General features: G+C 70.3%; 11 protein-coding genes. 1 reads left to right on the plus strand and 10 read right to left on the minus strand.

Annotated features, from left to right (window positions below):
* A partial coding sequence (locus ACIY1X_RS18000) for an RQC domain-containing protein (RefSeq protein ID WP_399683055.1) occupies positions 1-1,062 on the plus strand: 1,062 nt, incomplete at its 5' end.
* Positions 1,063-1,074: 12 nt separating this feature from the next.
* Here the strand turns inward: ACIY1X_RS18000 and ACIY1X_RS18005 are convergent.
* The 10 genes from ACIY1X_RS18005 to ACIY1X_RS18050 all read right to left on the minus strand — a co-directional run bounded on the left by ACIY1X_RS18005 (position 1,075) and on the right by ACIY1X_RS18050 (position 14,558).
* On the minus strand, positions 1,075-1,746 hold the full coding sequence (locus tag ACIY1X_RS18005) for a response regulator (protein ID WP_399683059.1): 672 nt from the start codon (positions 1,744-1,746) through the stop codon (positions 1,075-1,077).
* Positions 1,746-3,683, minus strand: coding sequence for a type IV pili methyl-accepting chemotaxis transducer N-terminal domain-containing protein (locus ACIY1X_RS18010; RefSeq protein ID WP_399683061.1), 1,938 nt, complete (start codon positions 3,681-3,683; stop codon positions 1,746-1,748). Before ACIY1X_RS18010 ends, ACIY1X_RS18005 begins: the two co-directional genes overlap by 1 nt.
* A gap of 123 nt (positions 3,684-3,806) precedes the next feature.
* A complete protein-coding gene (locus ACIY1X_RS18015; protein ID WP_399683063.1) occupies positions 3,807-4,073 on the minus strand; it encodes a hypothetical protein in 267 nt (88 codons plus the stop codon).
* 24 nt (positions 4,074-4,097) lie between these two features.
* Positions 4,098-4,985, minus strand: a complete 888-nt coding sequence (locus tag ACIY1X_RS18020; RefSeq protein WP_399683065.1) for a peptidylprolyl isomerase — start codon at positions 4,983-4,985, stop codon at positions 4,098-4,100.
* Positions 4,982-5,719, minus strand: a complete 738-nt coding sequence (gene narI / locus ACIY1X_RS18025; protein WP_399683067.1) for a respiratory nitrate reductase subunit gamma — start codon at positions 5,717-5,719, stop codon at positions 4,982-4,984. Before narI ends, ACIY1X_RS18020 begins: the two co-directional genes overlap by 4 nt.
* 18 nt (positions 5,720-5,737) lie before the next feature.
* On the minus strand, positions 5,738-6,418 hold the full coding sequence (gene narJ / locus ACIY1X_RS18030) for a nitrate reductase molybdenum cofactor assembly chaperone (protein ID WP_399683070.1): 681 nt from the start codon (positions 6,416-6,418) through the stop codon (positions 5,738-5,740).
* A 17-nt stretch (positions 6,419-6,435) separates the two neighbouring features.
* Positions 6,436-7,959 carry a nitrate reductase subunit beta gene (gene narH, locus ACIY1X_RS18035; RefSeq protein WP_399683073.1) on the minus strand — a complete coding sequence of 508 codons (1,524 nt, stop codon included), beginning with the start codon at positions 7,957-7,959 and terminating at the stop codon, positions 6,436-6,438.
* A gap of 28 nt (positions 7,960-7,987) precedes the next feature.
* Entirely contained in the window at positions 7,988-11,803 is a 3,816-nt protein-coding gene (locus ACIY1X_RS18040; protein ID WP_399683076.1) for a nitrate reductase subunit alpha, read from the minus strand.
* Positions 11,804-11,824: 21 nt separating this feature from the next.
* Positions 11,825-13,276 carry an MFS transporter gene (locus tag ACIY1X_RS18045; RefSeq protein ID WP_399683077.1) on the minus strand — a complete coding sequence of 484 codons (1,452 nt, stop codon included), beginning with the start codon at positions 13,274-13,276 and terminating at the stop codon, positions 11,825-11,827.
* A gap of 13 nt (positions 13,277-13,289) precedes the next feature.
* On the minus strand, positions 13,290-14,558 hold the full coding sequence (locus ACIY1X_RS18050) for a nitrate/nitrite transporter (RefSeq protein WP_399683078.1): 1,269 nt from the start codon (positions 14,556-14,558) through the stop codon (positions 13,290-13,292).
* Positions 14,559-14,871 lie beyond the last annotated feature (313 nt).

Genomic DNA, 14,871 nt, shown 5'->3' on the forward strand with positions numbered 1-14,871 from the left:
GGCCTGGACGCCGCCGTGCGCCAGCGCCACCAGGACCGCTTCCTGCGCGAGGAGGCCGTCGTGATGGTCGCGACCATCGCCTTCGGCATGGGCATCGACAAGCCCGACGTGCGCTTCGTCGCGCACGTGGACATGCCCAAGAACATCGAGGGCTACTACCAGGAGACCGGCCGCGCCGGCCGCGACGGCCTGCCCGCCGAGGCCTGGATGGCCTACGGCCTGCAGGACGTGGTGAACCAGCGCCGCATGATCGACGAGAGCCCCGGGCCCGAGGAGTTCAAGCAGGTCATGCGCGGCAAGCTCGACGCGCTGCTGGCGCTGGCCGAGGCCACCGACTGCCGGCGCGTGCGCCTGCTGCGCTACTTCGGCGAGGAAAGCCAGCCTTGCGGCAACTGCGACAACTGCCTCACGCCGCCCGCGGTGTGGGACGGCACCGATGCCGCGCGCAAGCTGCTCAGCACCATCTACCGCGTGCAGCAGCAAAGCGGCATCAGCTTCGGCGCCGGGCACATCATGGACATCCTGCGCGGCAAGGCCACGGAGAAGGTCAGGCAGTTCGGCCACGAGCGCGTCAGCACCTTCGGCATCGGCGCCGAGTTCAGCGAGCCGCAGCTGCGCGGCGTGCTGCGCCAGCTCATCGCCATCGGCGCGGTGGCGGTGAACGCGGAGAAGTTCAACACCCTGCAGCTCACCGACGGCTCGCGCGCCGTGCTCAAGGGCGAGGTGCCGGTGCGGTTGCGCGAGTCCATCTCCTCGCCCACGCCCTCCGCGCGCAGCCGGCGCAGCCGCGGCGAGGGCAAGGCGCCGGCGGTGGCCGCCGCCGCGGCGCCGCTGGATGCCGCCGGCCAAACCCGCTTCGCCGCGCTGAAGACCTGGCGCGCCGAGGTCGCCAAGGCGAACAACCTGCCGGCCTACGTCATCTTCCACGACGCCACGCTCGCTGCCATCGCGCAGCGCGCGCCGGCTTCGCTGGGCGACCTGCAGGGCATCAGCGGCATCGGCGCCAGCAAGCTGGAGAAGTACGGGGCGCAGGTGCTGGAGGTGTGCGGCGCGTCGGCCTGAGGTCCGCCCGCATCAGCTGCCCGCGCTCCGTCCGGCCAGCAGCACCGCGGCCTGCACGCGCGAGCTCAGCTCCAGCTTGCGCAGGATGTGCTGCACGTGGATCTTGACCGTGGTCTCGGCGATGGCCAGCCGGCGTGCGATCTCCTTGTTGCTGGCGCCGGCCGCGATCTCCTGCAGGATCTCGCGCTCGCGCGGCGACAGCTGGGCCAGCGGATCGGCCGCCGGTGCGGGCTCGGCAGGTGCCGGCACGGATTGCAGGGATTGAAAGGCGCTGACGAGCTTGTCCGTCATCTCCAGGCTCACGGTGGACTGGCCGCGAAGCGCGCGTGCGATGGCGTCGACCAGCATCTCGCTGTCGACGGTCTTGAGCAGATAGCCGTGGGCGCCTTGCTGCAACGCCCGGCCCAGCGTGTCGGCGTCCTCGCTCATGGTCAGCATCAGCACGCGCGCAGCCGGCGCGGCCTGCCGGATGCCTTGCAGCGCATCCACGCCGCTGACGCCGGGCAGGTGGTGGTCCAGCAGCACCACGTCGGGCTGCAGTTCGGCCGCGCGGCGCAGCGCCTCGCCCGCATCGCCGGCTTCGCCGACCACCTGCAGGCCGGGCTGCGTGGCCAGCAGCGCGGTCAGGCCGCGGCGGAACAGGGTGTGGTCATCGACGACCAGCAGGCGGATCGGCTCGGGCATCAGGCGGTCTCGGTGGTGATGGCGGCGGCCGGCTCCAGGCGCGGCAGGGTCAGCGTCACGCAGGTGCCTGCGCCGGGCGCGGAGGCGATCTCCAGGGCCGCGCCGATGCCGGCGGCGCGCTCGCGCATGATGCGCAGGCCCACGTGCGTCTCGTCGGGCGCCCGGGCCGTGGCTTCCATGCCGCAGCCGTCGTCCCGCACCTGCACCACCCATTGGGGCGATGCCCGCACCTCGACCCGCACGCCGCGCGCCTGCGCATGCTTGCGAACGTTGGACAGCGCTTCCTGCACCACGTGCAGCACCTGCACCTGCACGTCGGGCGGCAGCGCCATGCCTTCGCCGGCGATGTCCAGCACCGCGGGCAGGCCGGTCTGGTGCTCGAACTTCGTCAGCGTGCTGCGCAGGGCCGGCGCGATGTCTTCCGCGTTGGTGCGGGTGCGGAAGTGCAGCAGCAGCTCGCGCACGTCGGACAGGCTTTCGCGAATGCCGGCGTCCAGCTCGGACAAGGCATCCCGCACGCGTGCAGTCTGCCCGGCCGGGTCGCCGGCCAGGGCATCGCGCAGAAGCGAGGCCTGGATCTTCAGGAAGGCCAGGCTCTGGGCGATGGAATCATGGAGCTCGCGCGCCAGCAGGCCACGCTCTTCGGCCAGCGCGGCCTCGCGCTGCAGAGCGTCGGCGCGCAGGGCTTCCATCGCCCCGGCCAGATGGCTGGCCAGCGCGTCGAGCAGGGCGCGGTCGTCGTCGGCCAGTGCCTCCGGGGCGCGGTAGAACAGGTCGATCTCGCCGACCATGCGCTCATGCAGCCGCACCGGCACGCTGACCATGCTGGCGAAGCCCGCACGCCGGCATTGGCCGGCGTCGATGCGGCCGTTCGGCCGGCCGCCGCGCAGGTCCGTCAGCGGGAACACGCGCGTGTGCGCGCCGCCCTGCGGCTGGCCGCAGAAGCAGTCGCCGGTGGGCACGCAGTGCTCGGCTTCGGCCAGTGCGGTCGGCAGCCGGTCGGCGCCCAGCAGCACGTAGCGGCGGTTCTGCTCGTCGGACCAGCGCACCGCACAGGCATCGGCGCGCGCCACGCGCCGCGTGTGCGCGGCGAATCCCTGGGCCAGCGTCTGCAGCGTATCGGCCCGCGCGGCGCATGCGGCGGCTTCGTACAGCGCGGCCAGGCGGGCGCGTCCGGCCTCCAGGTGTTCGGTCTTCTCCTGCACGCGGCGCTCCAGGCTGGCGTACAGGTCCTGCAGGCGTGCGGCCATGCGGTTGAAGCCCTGGGCCACGGCGCCGAACTCGTCGTCGCCGGCCGCATCGATGCGGGCCGACAGGTCGCTCGCCTCGATCCGCGCCAGCCCGGCCTGCAGCCGCGCCAGCGGGCTGAACACCAGCAGCTGGGCCGCGTAGAGCAGCGTGATGGCGGCGGCGATGGCCAGCGCCATCATGGCGAATTGGGCGCTGTTGAGCAGCGTGGTCCAGCGTGCCAGCTGGCGTTCGATGGTGTCGACCAGGCGGTCGATGGTGGCGACGAAGGCCGTGGCCTCGGCCGCCACCTGCGCCGCTTGCGGCGCCGTGGCGTCGCCGTGCTGCCAACGCTCGCGCAGGTACGCCCACTCCTGCTGCGCCGCGGCCAGCGCGGCGCGCGAGGCGGCTTCGCGCGGCACGGCCAGCGGACGCGCCGGATCGCCCCGCCGCAGCAGGGCCATGCTCTGGTCGAGCTGGGCCATGCGGGGCGCCAGCAGCGGCGTGTCGCCGGCCGACAGGGTCTGCGCCAGCCGCCAGGTCTGCATGCGCATGCGGCCGGCCTCGTTGACGGCCGCGGCGCCGCCTTCGAGCTGCCAGGTGACCCACAGCGTCAGGCCGATGGCAGCCAGCGCCAGCGCCAGCAACAGGCAGCCGATGGCGCCGAGCTTGGCGGCCAGCGGCCGGTGCATGCGAGGGTCAGCGCGCATCGCCGGACGAGGGTGGCGCATGGCCGATGCCGACAGCGGCAAGGGCACGCAGCAGGTAGGGGGCAGACATCATGGGAACCTGAATTTTGCGCGGCCCGCTCGCCGCCGCAGGGCGCAATGCCGCTACGCTTGATCTGCATCAAGAGAGCCCGTTGCGGGCTCCTCGTGGAGGCGGTAGGGCCCGGTGCCCGCATGGCCTGCTTCGCTGGCGGCGACGAAGCGGCCGCTCGCCACGTCGAACACGTGCACCTGGCCGTCCTCGATCACGAAGTGCCAGCCGTGCTGCGTGAGCCGGCCGGCTTCCACCAGCTCGCGGAAGCGCCCGGCCTGCAGCGGGAACGCGCCGTCGTGGAAGCGGCGCAGGCGCGCCAGCAGGTCTTCTCCGGGCATGGCCGGCCCTGTCGCTCTATGGCCCTATTGCACGAGCGGGGTCTCGCTGCCTTCCAGGTCCACGCCGGCCATGCGCGCCTGGCCGGCGAGCAGCCGCAGATATTGCGACAGCGCGGTGGCGAAGCTGCGCTGGCGCAGCGTCTGGGCGACGGCGGCGTGCACCTGCTCGAAGGGGGGCACGGTGCCGGGTTCGCGCGCCAGCACCTGCACCACGTGCAGGCCGAAGCGGCTGTGCACCAGGCGCGGCAGCACGCCGACCTCGGCATGGCCGAACAGCTCGCGCGCGAACTCGGGGGCGCAGTCGCGCACCGTGAGCCAGCCCAGGTCGCCGCCGCGTGCGCCGCTGGGGCAGTTGCTGCTGACGGCCGCGGCCGCGGCGAAGCGGTCGCCGGCTGCCTGTTCGTCGGGCGTGGCGTTGCGCACGTCGAGCAGGCAGGCCTCGGCGCGCTGGCGCAGGGCATTCACATCCACGCCGGGCGTGACGGCGAACAGCACGTGGCGTGCGTGCACGCGCTCGCCGACGGCGTAGCGCGCGCCATGGGCCGCGTGATGGCGGCGGCAGGCGGTCTCGCTGGGTTCGGGCAGTTGCAGGGCGCCGTCGAGCAGGCGCTCGATGGCGCCGGCCGCGGCCTCGCTGATGGCGCCGGCCTGCGGCGCCGGGTCGTCGTCGGGCAGCAGCCCCTGGGCGATGGCGGCCTGGCGCAGCAGCTCGGTGCAGGCGCGCCGGCGCAGCTCGGCGGCGTCCAGCAACTCGGCTGCGCCGCACAGCGGCACGCCGTTGACCTGCGGCAGGGGCCGGTCCACCGGCGGCTCGACGGGTGCCTCGATGCGCGGCATCGAAGGCTCGTCCGTGCCCTGGCAGGAGCAGGCGCCGCTGCCGCCGCAGCCCCCGTGCGTCTCCAGCGCTTTCATGCCCGGCCTCCCTGGCGCCTGGCCGGGTCGTGTGCGGGCGGCACGTTCAGCCGCCGCGAGCGCACCAGCTGGTAGGGGCGCACCAGGTAGGCCACCGAGGCCAGCCCGCTCCACACGTGCACCAGCCGGCTGAAGGGGAACAGCAGGAAGATCGTCATGCCCAGCACCATGTGCACCTTGAAGGGCCAGTCCAGCGCCACCAGGCCCGAGGCGTCGGGCCGGAAGGTGAAGATGCGCTGCGCCCAGTCGGCCAGGATCAGCATGGCGCTGGCGTCGGTGCGGTGGCCCCAGGACAGCGGCAGCGTCACCAGGCCCAGCACCAGTTGCACCCACAGGATGACGAGGATCGCCAGGTCGGTGCGGTGGCTGGTCAGCCGGATGCGCGGGTCGAAGATGCGCCGGTGCAGCAGCATCGTCAGGCCGACGAAGCACACGAAGCCGGCGATGCCGCCGGAGACGATGGCCAGCATCTGCTTCTGCGGCGCGGTGATCAGCCAGCCGTACATGAAATGCGGCGTCAGCAGGCCCACGGTGTGGCCGAACAGCAGGAACAGGATGCCGACGTGGAACAGGTTGCTGCCCCAGCGCAACTGGCGCGCGCGCAGCATCTGCGAGGAATCGCTCTTCCACGTGTACTGGTCGCGGTCGAAGCGGGCCAGGCTGCCCATCAGGAACACCGCCAGGCAGACGTAGGGGTAGACGTTGAACAGGAAGTTGTGGATAGCCAGTGGCATGGCAGGGCTCCTCGGGGTTCAGCGTGCGGCGCCGGAGGGCGGCTGGCGGCGCATCAGGTGGACGGGCTGCGGCGTGCCGGGCGCGGCCTGGCCCTGGCTGCTGCAGCCGCCGAAGGCGGCGGGCTCCTCCCAGCTCGCGTCCAGCGCCTCCTCCTCGGGCACGGCGGCGCCGGGCGCGAGCGGCTGGCCGGCCAGATCGAGGACGGCGGCGAGCACCGCCGCGTGGTCGCTGCCCCGGCGTTGCAGCGCGGCGACGATGGATTGCAGGATGTGCGCGAACTCGCCGATGAAGGCGCGCGCCTCGCGCACGGGCTGGGTCGAGGCGTATTCGAGCAGCACCGTGAGGTGGTCGGGCAGCTCGGCCGGGTCCAGCAGCAGGCCGGCGGCCTCGTAGGTGCGCACCAGATCGACCATGGCCGGGCCGCGGTCGCGCGAGTCGCCGTGCACGTGCTCGAACAGGTGCAGCGCGGTGCCGCGGCCGCGGTCGAACAGGTCCACGTAGACGGTCTCGGCGTCCAGGCCCTCGGCCAGCAGCCGGTCCATCAGCGCGTCGAGCTCGGCGCGGCGCACGCGGCCGATGGCGTCTTCGGCGTTCAGCGCGGTGTGGATGTCGGGCAGGTGCGCGCGCATGGCGGCGTCGGGGTAGCGCAGCAGGTGCGCCAGCGCGCGCAGGGTGAAACTGATGCCGGTGGTGTTCATGCCGTTTCTCCCTGCGCTCACAAGTCGACGCGGATCGGGATGGTCCGCTTCTTCTCGCTGCCGAACAGGCTGGTCTCGGTCACGCCTTCGCTGCAGCCGTTGCCGAAGCTGAAGCCGCAGCCGCCGCGCACGTTGAAGGCGTTCTCGGCGTACTCGCGGTGCGTGGTGGGGATGACGAAGCGGTCCTCGTAGTTGGCGATGGCCATGACCTGGTACATGTGCTCCACCTCGGCCACCGACAGGCCGACCTGGTCGATGGCCGCCCGGTTGGGCGCGCCGTCCACGTGCTTGCCGCGCTGGTAGGCGCGCATGGCGAGCATGCGCTCCAGCGCCTTCACCACGGGCACGGTGTCGCCGGCCGTCAGCAGGTTGGCCAGGTACTTGACCGGGATGCGCAGCTGGTTCACGTCGGGCAGTTCGCCGTTGGCACTCACGTGGCCGGCGTTCGCGGCAGACGTGATGGGCGACAGCGGCGGCACATACCAGACCATGGGCAGCGTGCGGTACTCGGGGTGCAGCGGCAGCGCCACCTTCCAGTCCACCGCCATCTTGTAGACCGGGCTGTTGCGCGCGGCGATCAGCCAGGCCTCGGGCACGCCGTCGCGGCGCGCCTGCGCGATCACTTCGGGGTCGTTCGGGTCCAGGAAGATGTCGAGCTGCGCCCGATACAGGTCGATGTCCTTCTCGACGCTGGCGGCAGCCTCGATGCGGTCGGCGTCGTACAGCAGCACGCCCAGGTAGCGGATGCGGCCGACGCAGGTCTCGGAGCACACGGTGGGCTGGCCGGCCTCGATGCGCGGGTAGCAGAAGATGCACTTCTCGGCCTTGCCGCTCTTCCAGTTGTAGTAGATCTTCTTGTACGGGCAGCCCGAGACGCACATGCGCCAGCCGCGGCACTTGTCCTGGTCGATCAGGACGATGCCGTCCTCCGCGCGCTTGTAGATCGAGCCCGACGGACAGCTGGCCACGCAGGTGGGGTTCAGGCAGTGCTCGCACAGGCGCGGCAGGTACATCATGAAGGTGTTCTCGAACTGGCCGTAGATGTCCTTCTGAACGGCCTCGAAGTTCGCGTCCTTGCTGCGCTTGCTGAACTCGCCGCCGAGGATCTCCTCCCAGTTCGGGCCCCACTCGATCTTCTCCATGCGCTGGCCCGTGATCAGGCTGCGCGGGCGCGCGGTGGGCGAAGCCTTCATCTCCTTGGCGGTCTGCAGGTGCTCGTAGTCGAAGGTGAAGGGCTCGTAGTAGTCGTCGATCTCCGGCAGGTTCGGGTTGGCGAAGATCTTCATCAGCAGCTGCCACTTGCCGCCCTGGCGCGGCACGATGGACCCGTCGGCCTTGCGCACCCAGCCGCCGTTCCAGCGCTCCTGGTTCTCCCATTCCTTCGGGTAGCCGATGCCGGGCTTGGTCTCGACGTTGTTGAACCAGGCGTACTCCACGCCGGGGCGGCTGGTCCAGACGTTCTTGCAGGTCACGCTGCAGGTGTGGCAGCCGATGCACTTGTCCAGGTTCAGGACCATGCCGATCTGGGCTCTGACTTTCATCGCAGGTTCCTTGTCGTGGTGCAGCTCGTCAGGGGTTCTCGCCCTGCGATCGGTAGGCCGCGGCCAGGTGGTCGCCGCGCGGCGTGTCGAGCCAGTCCACCCGGGCCATCTTGCGCACCACGACGAACTCGTCGCGGTTGGTGCCGATGGTTCCGTAGTAGTTGAAGCCGTAGCTGTACTGCGCGTAGCCGCCGATCATGTGCGTGGGCTTGAGCACGATGCGCGTGACCGAGTTGTGGATGCCGCCGCGCACGCCGGTGATCTCGCTGCCGGGCGTGTTGATGATCTTTTCCTGCGCGTGATACATCATCACCATGCCGGGCTTGACGCGCTGGCTGACCACCGCGCGCACGGCCACCGCGCCATTGAGGTTGAACATCTCCATCCAGTCGTTGTCCTCGATGCCGGCGCGCTTCGCGTCCTCCTCGCTGATCCACGCGACCGGCCCGCCGCGGTTGAGCGTGAGCATCAGCAGGTTGTCGGTGTACGTGCTGTGGATGCCCCACTTCTGGTGCGGCGTGATGAAGTTCAGCGCGATCTCCGGATGGCCGTTGGGCTTGATGCCCTGCATGCCGGCCGTGGCCTTCATGTCCACCGGCGGGCGGTAGCTGGAGAAGCCCTCGCCGAAGGCGATCATCCAGGGGTGGTCCTGGTAGAACTGCTGGCGTCCGGTCAGCGTGCGCCAGGGAATCAGCTCGTGCACGTTGGTGTAGCCGGCGTTGTAGCTGACGGTCTCGCTCTCGATGCCGCTCCAGGTCGGGCTGCTGATGATCTTGCGCGGCTGCGCCTGGATGTCGCGGTAGCGGATCTTCTCGTCCTCGCGGTACAGCGCCAGGTGCGCGTGGTCGCGGCCCGTGAACTTGCCCAGCGCCTCCCAGGCCTTCACGGCGACGTGGCCGTTGGTCTCGGGCGCCAGCTGCAGGATCACCTCGCAGGCGTCGATGTCGCTCACGATGCGCGGGCGGCCCTCGGTCGCGCCGGGCTCGGTGGTCAGGCCGTTGAGCTGGCCCAGTTGCTCCACCTCGGTGCCGGTCTTCCAGGCGATGCCCTTGCCGCCGTTGCCGAGCCGGTCCATCAGCGGCCCCAGTGCAGTGAAGCGCCTGTAGGTGTTGGGGTAGTCGCGCTCGACCACCGTGACCTGCGGCGCCGTCCTGCCGGGGACGAGCTCGCACTCGCCTTTCTTCCACTCGGCCACGCCGCAGGGCTGGGCCAGCTCGGCGGGCGTGTCGTGCATCAGCGGCGTGAGCATGGTGTCGCGCTCCACGCCCAGGTGGCCCACGCAGACCTCGCTGAAGGCCTTGGCGAAGCCCTTGTAGATCTCCCAGTCGCTGCGCGACTCCCACACCGGGTCCACCGCCGCCGACAGCGGGTGGATGAAGGGGTGCATGTCGCTGGTGTTGAGGTCGTTCTTCTCGTACCAGCTCGCGGTGGGAAGCACGACGTCGGAGTACAGGCAGGTCGTGCTCATGCGGAAGTCCAGCGTGACCAGCAGGTCCAGCTTGCCCTGCGGCGCGTTCGCGTGCCACTTCACCTCCTGCGGCCTGGCGTCGTCCGGGCCCAGGTCCTTGCCCTGCACGCCGTGGTCGGTGCCCAGCAGGTGCTTGCAGAAGTACTCGTGGCCCTTGCCGCTGGAGCCCAGCAGGTTGCTGCGCCATACGAAGAGGTTGCGCGGCCAGTTCTCGGGCGCGTCCGGGTCCTCGCAGCTCATCTGCAGCGTGCCGTCCTGCAGCGCTCGGGCCACGTAGTCGCGCGGGGCGAGGCCCGCGGCCTCGGCCTCGGCGGCGATGCCCAGCGGGTTGGCCTTGAGCTGCGGCGCGCTGGGCAGCCAGCCCATGCGCTCGGCGCGCACGTTGTAGTCGATCATGCTGCCGCCGTACCGGCTGCGGTCGGCCAGCGGGCTCACGATCTCGTCCAGGCCCAGCTTCTCGTAGCGCCACTGGTCGGTGTGCGCGTAGAAGAAGCTGGTGCTGTTCTGCTGGCGCGGCGGCCTGGCCCAATCGAGCGCGAAGGCCAGCGCCGTCCAGCCGGTCTGCGGGCGCAGCTTCTCCTGGCCCACGTAGTGCGACCAGCCGCCGCCGCTCTGGCCGATGCAGCCGCACATCATCAACAGGTTGATGACGCCGCGGTAGTTCATGTCGCAGTGGTACCAGTGGTTCATCGCCGCGCCGATGATCACCATGGACTTGCCGCGGGTCTTGTCGGCGTTGGCGGCGAACTCGCGCGCCACGGTCACGATCTGCTGGCGCGGAACGCCCGTGATGCTCTCGGCCCAGGCCGGGGTGTAGGGCGCGTCGTCGTCGTAGCCGGCGGCGCCGCTGCCCAGGCCGCGGTCGATGCCGTACTGCGCGGCCTGCAGGTCGAACACGGTGGCGACCAGCGCCTCGCGGTACTCGCCGTCCTGGCCCAGGCGCAGGCGCACCGCCGGCACGCGCGCCCGGTTCACGTCACCCTGCTGCGCATTGGCGGTGAAGTGCGGCGTCTCGATGCCGCCGAAGTACGGAAAGCCCACCTCCACGACTTCGTGCGCCTGCGCGCCTTCCTCGAGCACCGAGAGCTTCAGCTTGACATTGGCGCCGTGGCGCGCCTCCTTGTCCTCCAGGTTCCATTTGCCGGCGTCGTCGCGTCCCTGCTCGCTGTCCTGGCCCCAGCGGAAGCCGATGGAGCCGTGCGGCAGCACGGCACGGCCGTCGCTGTCGAAGGCCAGCGTCTTCCACTCGGGGTTGTTCTGCTGGCCCAGCCTGCCGTTGAAATCGCTGGCGCGCAGGTAGCGGTCGGGCACCTGCACCACGCTGCCATCGGGCAGGCGGTGCTCCTTCAGCAGCACCAGCATCGGCAGGTCGGTGTAGCGGCGCGCGTAGTCGTCGAAGTAGGCGCTGCGCTGCTTGAAGTAGAACTCGTTGAGCGCCACGTGGCCCATGGCCATGGCGAGTGCCGCATCCGTGCCCTGCTTGGGGTGCAGCCAGACGTCGGCCAGCTTGGCGACCTCGCTGTAGTCGGGCGTCACGGCCACGGTCTTGGCGCCCTTGTAGCGCACCTCGGTGAAGAAGTGCGCGTCCGGCGTGCGCGTCTGCGGCACGTTGGAGCCCCAGGCGATGATGTAGTGGCTGTTGTACCAGTCGGCCGATTCGGGCACGTCTGTCTGCTCGCCCCACACCTGCGGGCTGGCCGGCGGCAGGTCGCAGTACCAGTCGTAGAAGCTCATGCACACGCCGCCGATCAGGCTCAGGTAGCGGCTGCCGGCCGCGTAGCTGACCATGCTCATGGCCGGGATCGGCGAGAAGCCGATGATGCGGTCTGGCCCGTGGCGCTTGATGGTGTAGACGTTGGCGGCGGCGACGAGCTGGTTGACCTCCTCCCAGCCGGCGCGCACGAAGCCGCCCATGCCGCGCACGCCCTGGTAGTCGCGGCGCGCGGCATCGTCCTCGGCGATCAGCGCCCAGGCATCCACCGGGCTCCTGCTGACCTTCAGTGCCGCGCGCCAGCGCTCCAGCAGCCGGCCGCGCACCATCGGATACTTCACGCGGTTCGCGCTGTACAGGTACCAGGAATAGCTGGCGCCGCGCGCGCAGCCGCGCGGCTCGTGGTTGGGCATGTCCCAGCGCGTGCGCGGGTAGTCGGTCTGCTGGGTCTCCCAGGTCACGATGCCGCCTTTGACGTAGATCTTCCACGAGCACGAGCCCGTGCAGTTCACGCCGTGCGTGCTGCGCACGATCTTGTCGTGCGACCAGCGCGCGCGGTAGGCGTCCTCCCAGGTGCGGTCTTCGCCGGTGGTGCGGCCGTGGCCGTCGGCGAAGCTCTCCTGCGGCAGCCGGAAATGGGTCAGTCGGTCGAGGAAGTGGCTCATGGCTCGTTGTCTCGTGGGGGTTCAGCAGGGCATGGGCGCATGGCGGCGCGCGTAGTACCACCAGGTGACCACCACGCACAGCAGGTAGAAGGCGACGAAGATCCACAGCGCGGCCTCCGGCCCGCCGGTGGCGGCGATGGAACTGCCGTAGCTCTTGGGAATGAAGAAGCCGCCGTAGGCGCCCAGCGCGCCTGCGAAGCCGACGGCGGCGGCGCCCAGCACGTTGCCCTCCTTGGTCGCCGCGGCCTGCTCGGCCGCGCCCGGGCCGGCGCCGCGCAGGGCCAGCGTGTTGAAGATCATCGGGATCATGCGGAAGGTCGAGCCGTTGCCGATGCCGGTGGTCACGAACAGCGCCAGGAACATCAGGAAGAAGCCCGTGAAGCTGCCGGCCGCCGGCCCGAAGGACATCGCGTAGCTGCCCGCGCCCTTGGGCAGGAAATACAGCACGCCCAGCACGGCCAGCGCCATGACGAGGAAGTTCCACACGGTCACCACGCCGCCGCCGATCCTGTCGGACAGCCAGCCGCCGAAGGGCCGCACCACCGCGCCCACCAGCGGGCCCAGCCAGGCGTAGGCCAGCGGATTCACGTCGGGGAACTGGCTCTTGATGAGCAGTGGAAAGCCTGCCGCGAAGCCGATGAAGGAGCCGAAGGTGCCGAGGTACAGCAGGCACATGAGCCAGTTGTGCTTCTGCACGAAGATCGCGGCCTGCGCGGCGACGGAGGCTTTCGCGTCGGCCACGTCGTTCATGCCGAACCAGGCCGCGACGGCGGCCAGCGCGATCCACGGCACCCAGATGAAGGCGGCGTTCTGCATCCAGACCTGCACCTGCGCGCCGTCCTTCACGATGGTCTGCGGCGCGCCGCCGAAGATGCCCAGCACGCCGACGGTGACGACTATGGGACTGAGGAACTGGACCACCGACACGCCCAGGTTGCCCAGCCCCGCGTTCACGCCCAGCGCCGAACCCTTGCGGTCCTTGGGGAAGAAGTAGCTGATGTTGGCCATGCTGGAGCTGAAATTGCCCCCGCCCAGCCCGCACAGCAGCGCCAGTATCAGCATGGTCGGATAGGTCGTGGTCGGGTCCTGCACCGCGATGCCGATGCCGATGGCCGGGATCAGCAGGCTCGCGGTGGAGATCGCCGTCCAGCGCCGCCCGCCGATCAGCGGCACCATGAAGGAGTAGAAGATGCGCAGCGTGGCGCCCGACAGCGCCGGCGCCGCGGCCAGCCAGAAGAGCTGGTTGGTGGAGTAGCGGAAGCCCAGGCCCGGCAGGCTCACGGCGACCACGCTCCAGACCTGCCAGACGGCGAAGGCCAGGAACAGCGCGGGTACCGAGATCCACAGATTGAGCTTGGCGATGGCCTCGCCCTCCTGCACCCAGAAGGCTTTGTCCTCCGGGGTCCAGATCTGCAGCGTGCGGCCGGCACGCCCGGCGGCACGGGGGGTGGACTTGGGGGTGGCGGCGTTCATGCTCGGCTCCGTCTCAGGCGTGGCGTGCGGCGGCGGGAGGCCCCATTACGTCGGTGCGGCGCACCTCGGTCCAGTACATCCAGATCAGCGAGATCCAGACCACGCCGTACAGCAGCATGAAGGCGCTGGAGCGGATGCCCGTGAAGTCCAGCAGCGCGCCGAACAGGATCGGCAGCACGAAGCCGCCCAGCCCGCCGGCCAGGCCGACGATGCCGCTGATGGCGCCGATGTGGTCGGGGTAGTCGTCGCTGATGTACTTGAACACGCTGGCCTTGCCGAAGGCCCAGGCGACGCCGAGCACGGCCATGAGTGCGGTGAAGGCGACGACGTTCAGGCCGATGAAGTAGGTACGCGGGCCGTCGACGGTGGCGATGGTGAACTCGGTCTGCGGATAGCTCAGCAGGAACAGGCAGATCCAGCTGACCCACATCACCCACCAGGTGACCTTGTGCGCGCCGTACCGGTCCGACAGCACGCCGCCGATGGCGCGCAGCACGCCGCCGGGCAGCGAGAAGCAGGCCGCCAGCAGCGCGGCGACGCGGATGTCCAGGCCGTACTCGCTGACGTAGTACTGCACCATCCACAGCGCCAGCGCCACGTAGCCGCCGAACACGATGCTGTAGTACTGACAGTACTTGAGCACGCGCGGGTCCTTGAGCGCCTTGAGCTGGTCGGAAAAGCGCACACTGCTGGGCACCAGGTGCTTCGGGTCGTGCGCGCTGAACAGCCAGAACAACACCACCGTGCCGGCCATGATGGCTGCGTAGACTTGGGGCACCAGCGTCCAGCCGCCGGCCACCATCAGCGCCGGCGCGACGAACTTGTTGACCGCCGAGCCCGAGTTGCCCGCGCCGTACACGCCCATGGCCATGCCCTGGCGGTCCTTGGGGAACCAGCGCGCGACATAGGGCGTGCCGACCGAGAACGAGCCGCCGGCCAGGCCGACGAACAGCCCGATCGCGAGGAAGTGCCAGTACTGCGTGGCATAGGCCATGAGCCAGATCGCAGGCACGGTCACGGCCATCAGGATCGTCATCACGATGCGGCCGCCGTAGCGGTCTGTCCAGATACCCAGCGGCACGCGCACCAGCGAGCCGGTGAGCACCGGCATCGCGGTCAGCAGGCCGAACTCGGTGGCGCTCAGGCCGAGCTGCTTCTTCAGCGGAATGCCGATGACGCCGAACATCATCCAGACCATGAAGCACACAGTGAAGGCCAGCGTGCTGACCGCGAGCACGCTCCAGGCCTGGCGGCGGGGGACGGGAATGGGGGTGGGGGCCATGCGGGGAGCGCTGGAGTGGAAACCCCAATGTCCCGCGCTTCGGGGCGCAGCGGCATCCCTCCAGCCGTCAGGGGGCCGCACGGCAGAAGAACGATGGCCGGCGCCGGTGCATCGTTCTTCAGGAGGATGGCGCCGCCCCCGCCGGAGGCTGCCTGGAGGAGGGGGGCGCCTGGCCGGGCCTCAAGGCCCGGTCGGCACACCCTTGGTGGACCTTCGCCCGGCTACTGCACGAAGCCCATGCCGCGCGCCTCGCGCACCTCGGGCTTGATGCGGTGCTCCGATTCGAGCTGCTCGATGAACTCGTCGGCCGAGA

The organism is Xenophilus sp., from assembly GCF_044462705.1.
Classification (GTDB): domain Bacteria; phylum Pseudomonadota; class Gammaproteobacteria; order Burkholderiales; family Burkholderiaceae_C; genus Xenophilus; species Xenophilus azovorans.

What these genes read in the sequence shown, in the direction of transcription:
- narI (WP_399683067.1), bottom strand. Translation starts at nt 5,719, where the DNA reads ATGCCACTGGCTATCCACAACTTCCTGTTCAACGTCTACCCCTACGTC.
- narH (WP_399683073.1), bottom strand. Translation starts at nt 7,959, where the DNA reads ATGAAAGTCAGAGCCCAGATCGGCATGGTCCTGAACCTGGACAAGTGC.
- ACIY1X_RS18040 (WP_399683076.1), bottom strand. Translation starts at nt 11,803, where the DNA reads ATGAGCCACTTCCTCGACCGACTGACCCATTTCCGGCTGCCGCAGGAG.
- ACIY1X_RS18005 (WP_399683059.1), bottom strand. Translation starts at nt 1,746, where the DNA reads ATGCCCGAGCCGATCCGCCTGCTGGTCGTCGATGACCACACCCTGTTC.
- ACIY1X_RS18045 (WP_399683077.1), bottom strand. Translation starts at nt 13,276, where the DNA reads ATGAACGCCGCCACCCCCAAGTCCACCCCCCGTGCCGCCGGGCGTGCC.
- ACIY1X_RS18050 (WP_399683078.1), bottom strand. Translation starts at nt 14,558, where the DNA reads ATGGCCCCCACCCCCATTCCCGTCCCCCGCCGCCAGGCCTGGAGCGTG.
- narJ (WP_399683070.1), bottom strand. Translation starts at nt 6,418, where the DNA reads ATGAACACCACCGGCATCAGTTTCACCCTGCGCGCGCTGGCGCACCTG.
- ACIY1X_RS18015 (WP_399683063.1), bottom strand. Translation starts at nt 4,073, where the DNA reads ATGCCCGGAGAAGACCTGCTGGCGCGCCTGCGCCGCTTCCACGACGGC.
- ACIY1X_RS18020 (WP_399683065.1), bottom strand. Translation starts at nt 4,985, where the DNA reads ATGAAAGCGCTGGAGACGCACGGGGGCTGCGGCGGCAGCGGCGCCTGC.
- ACIY1X_RS18010 (WP_399683061.1), bottom strand. Translation starts at nt 3,683, where the DNA reads ATGCGCGCTGACCCTCGCATGCACCGGCCGCTGGCCGCCAAGCTCGGC.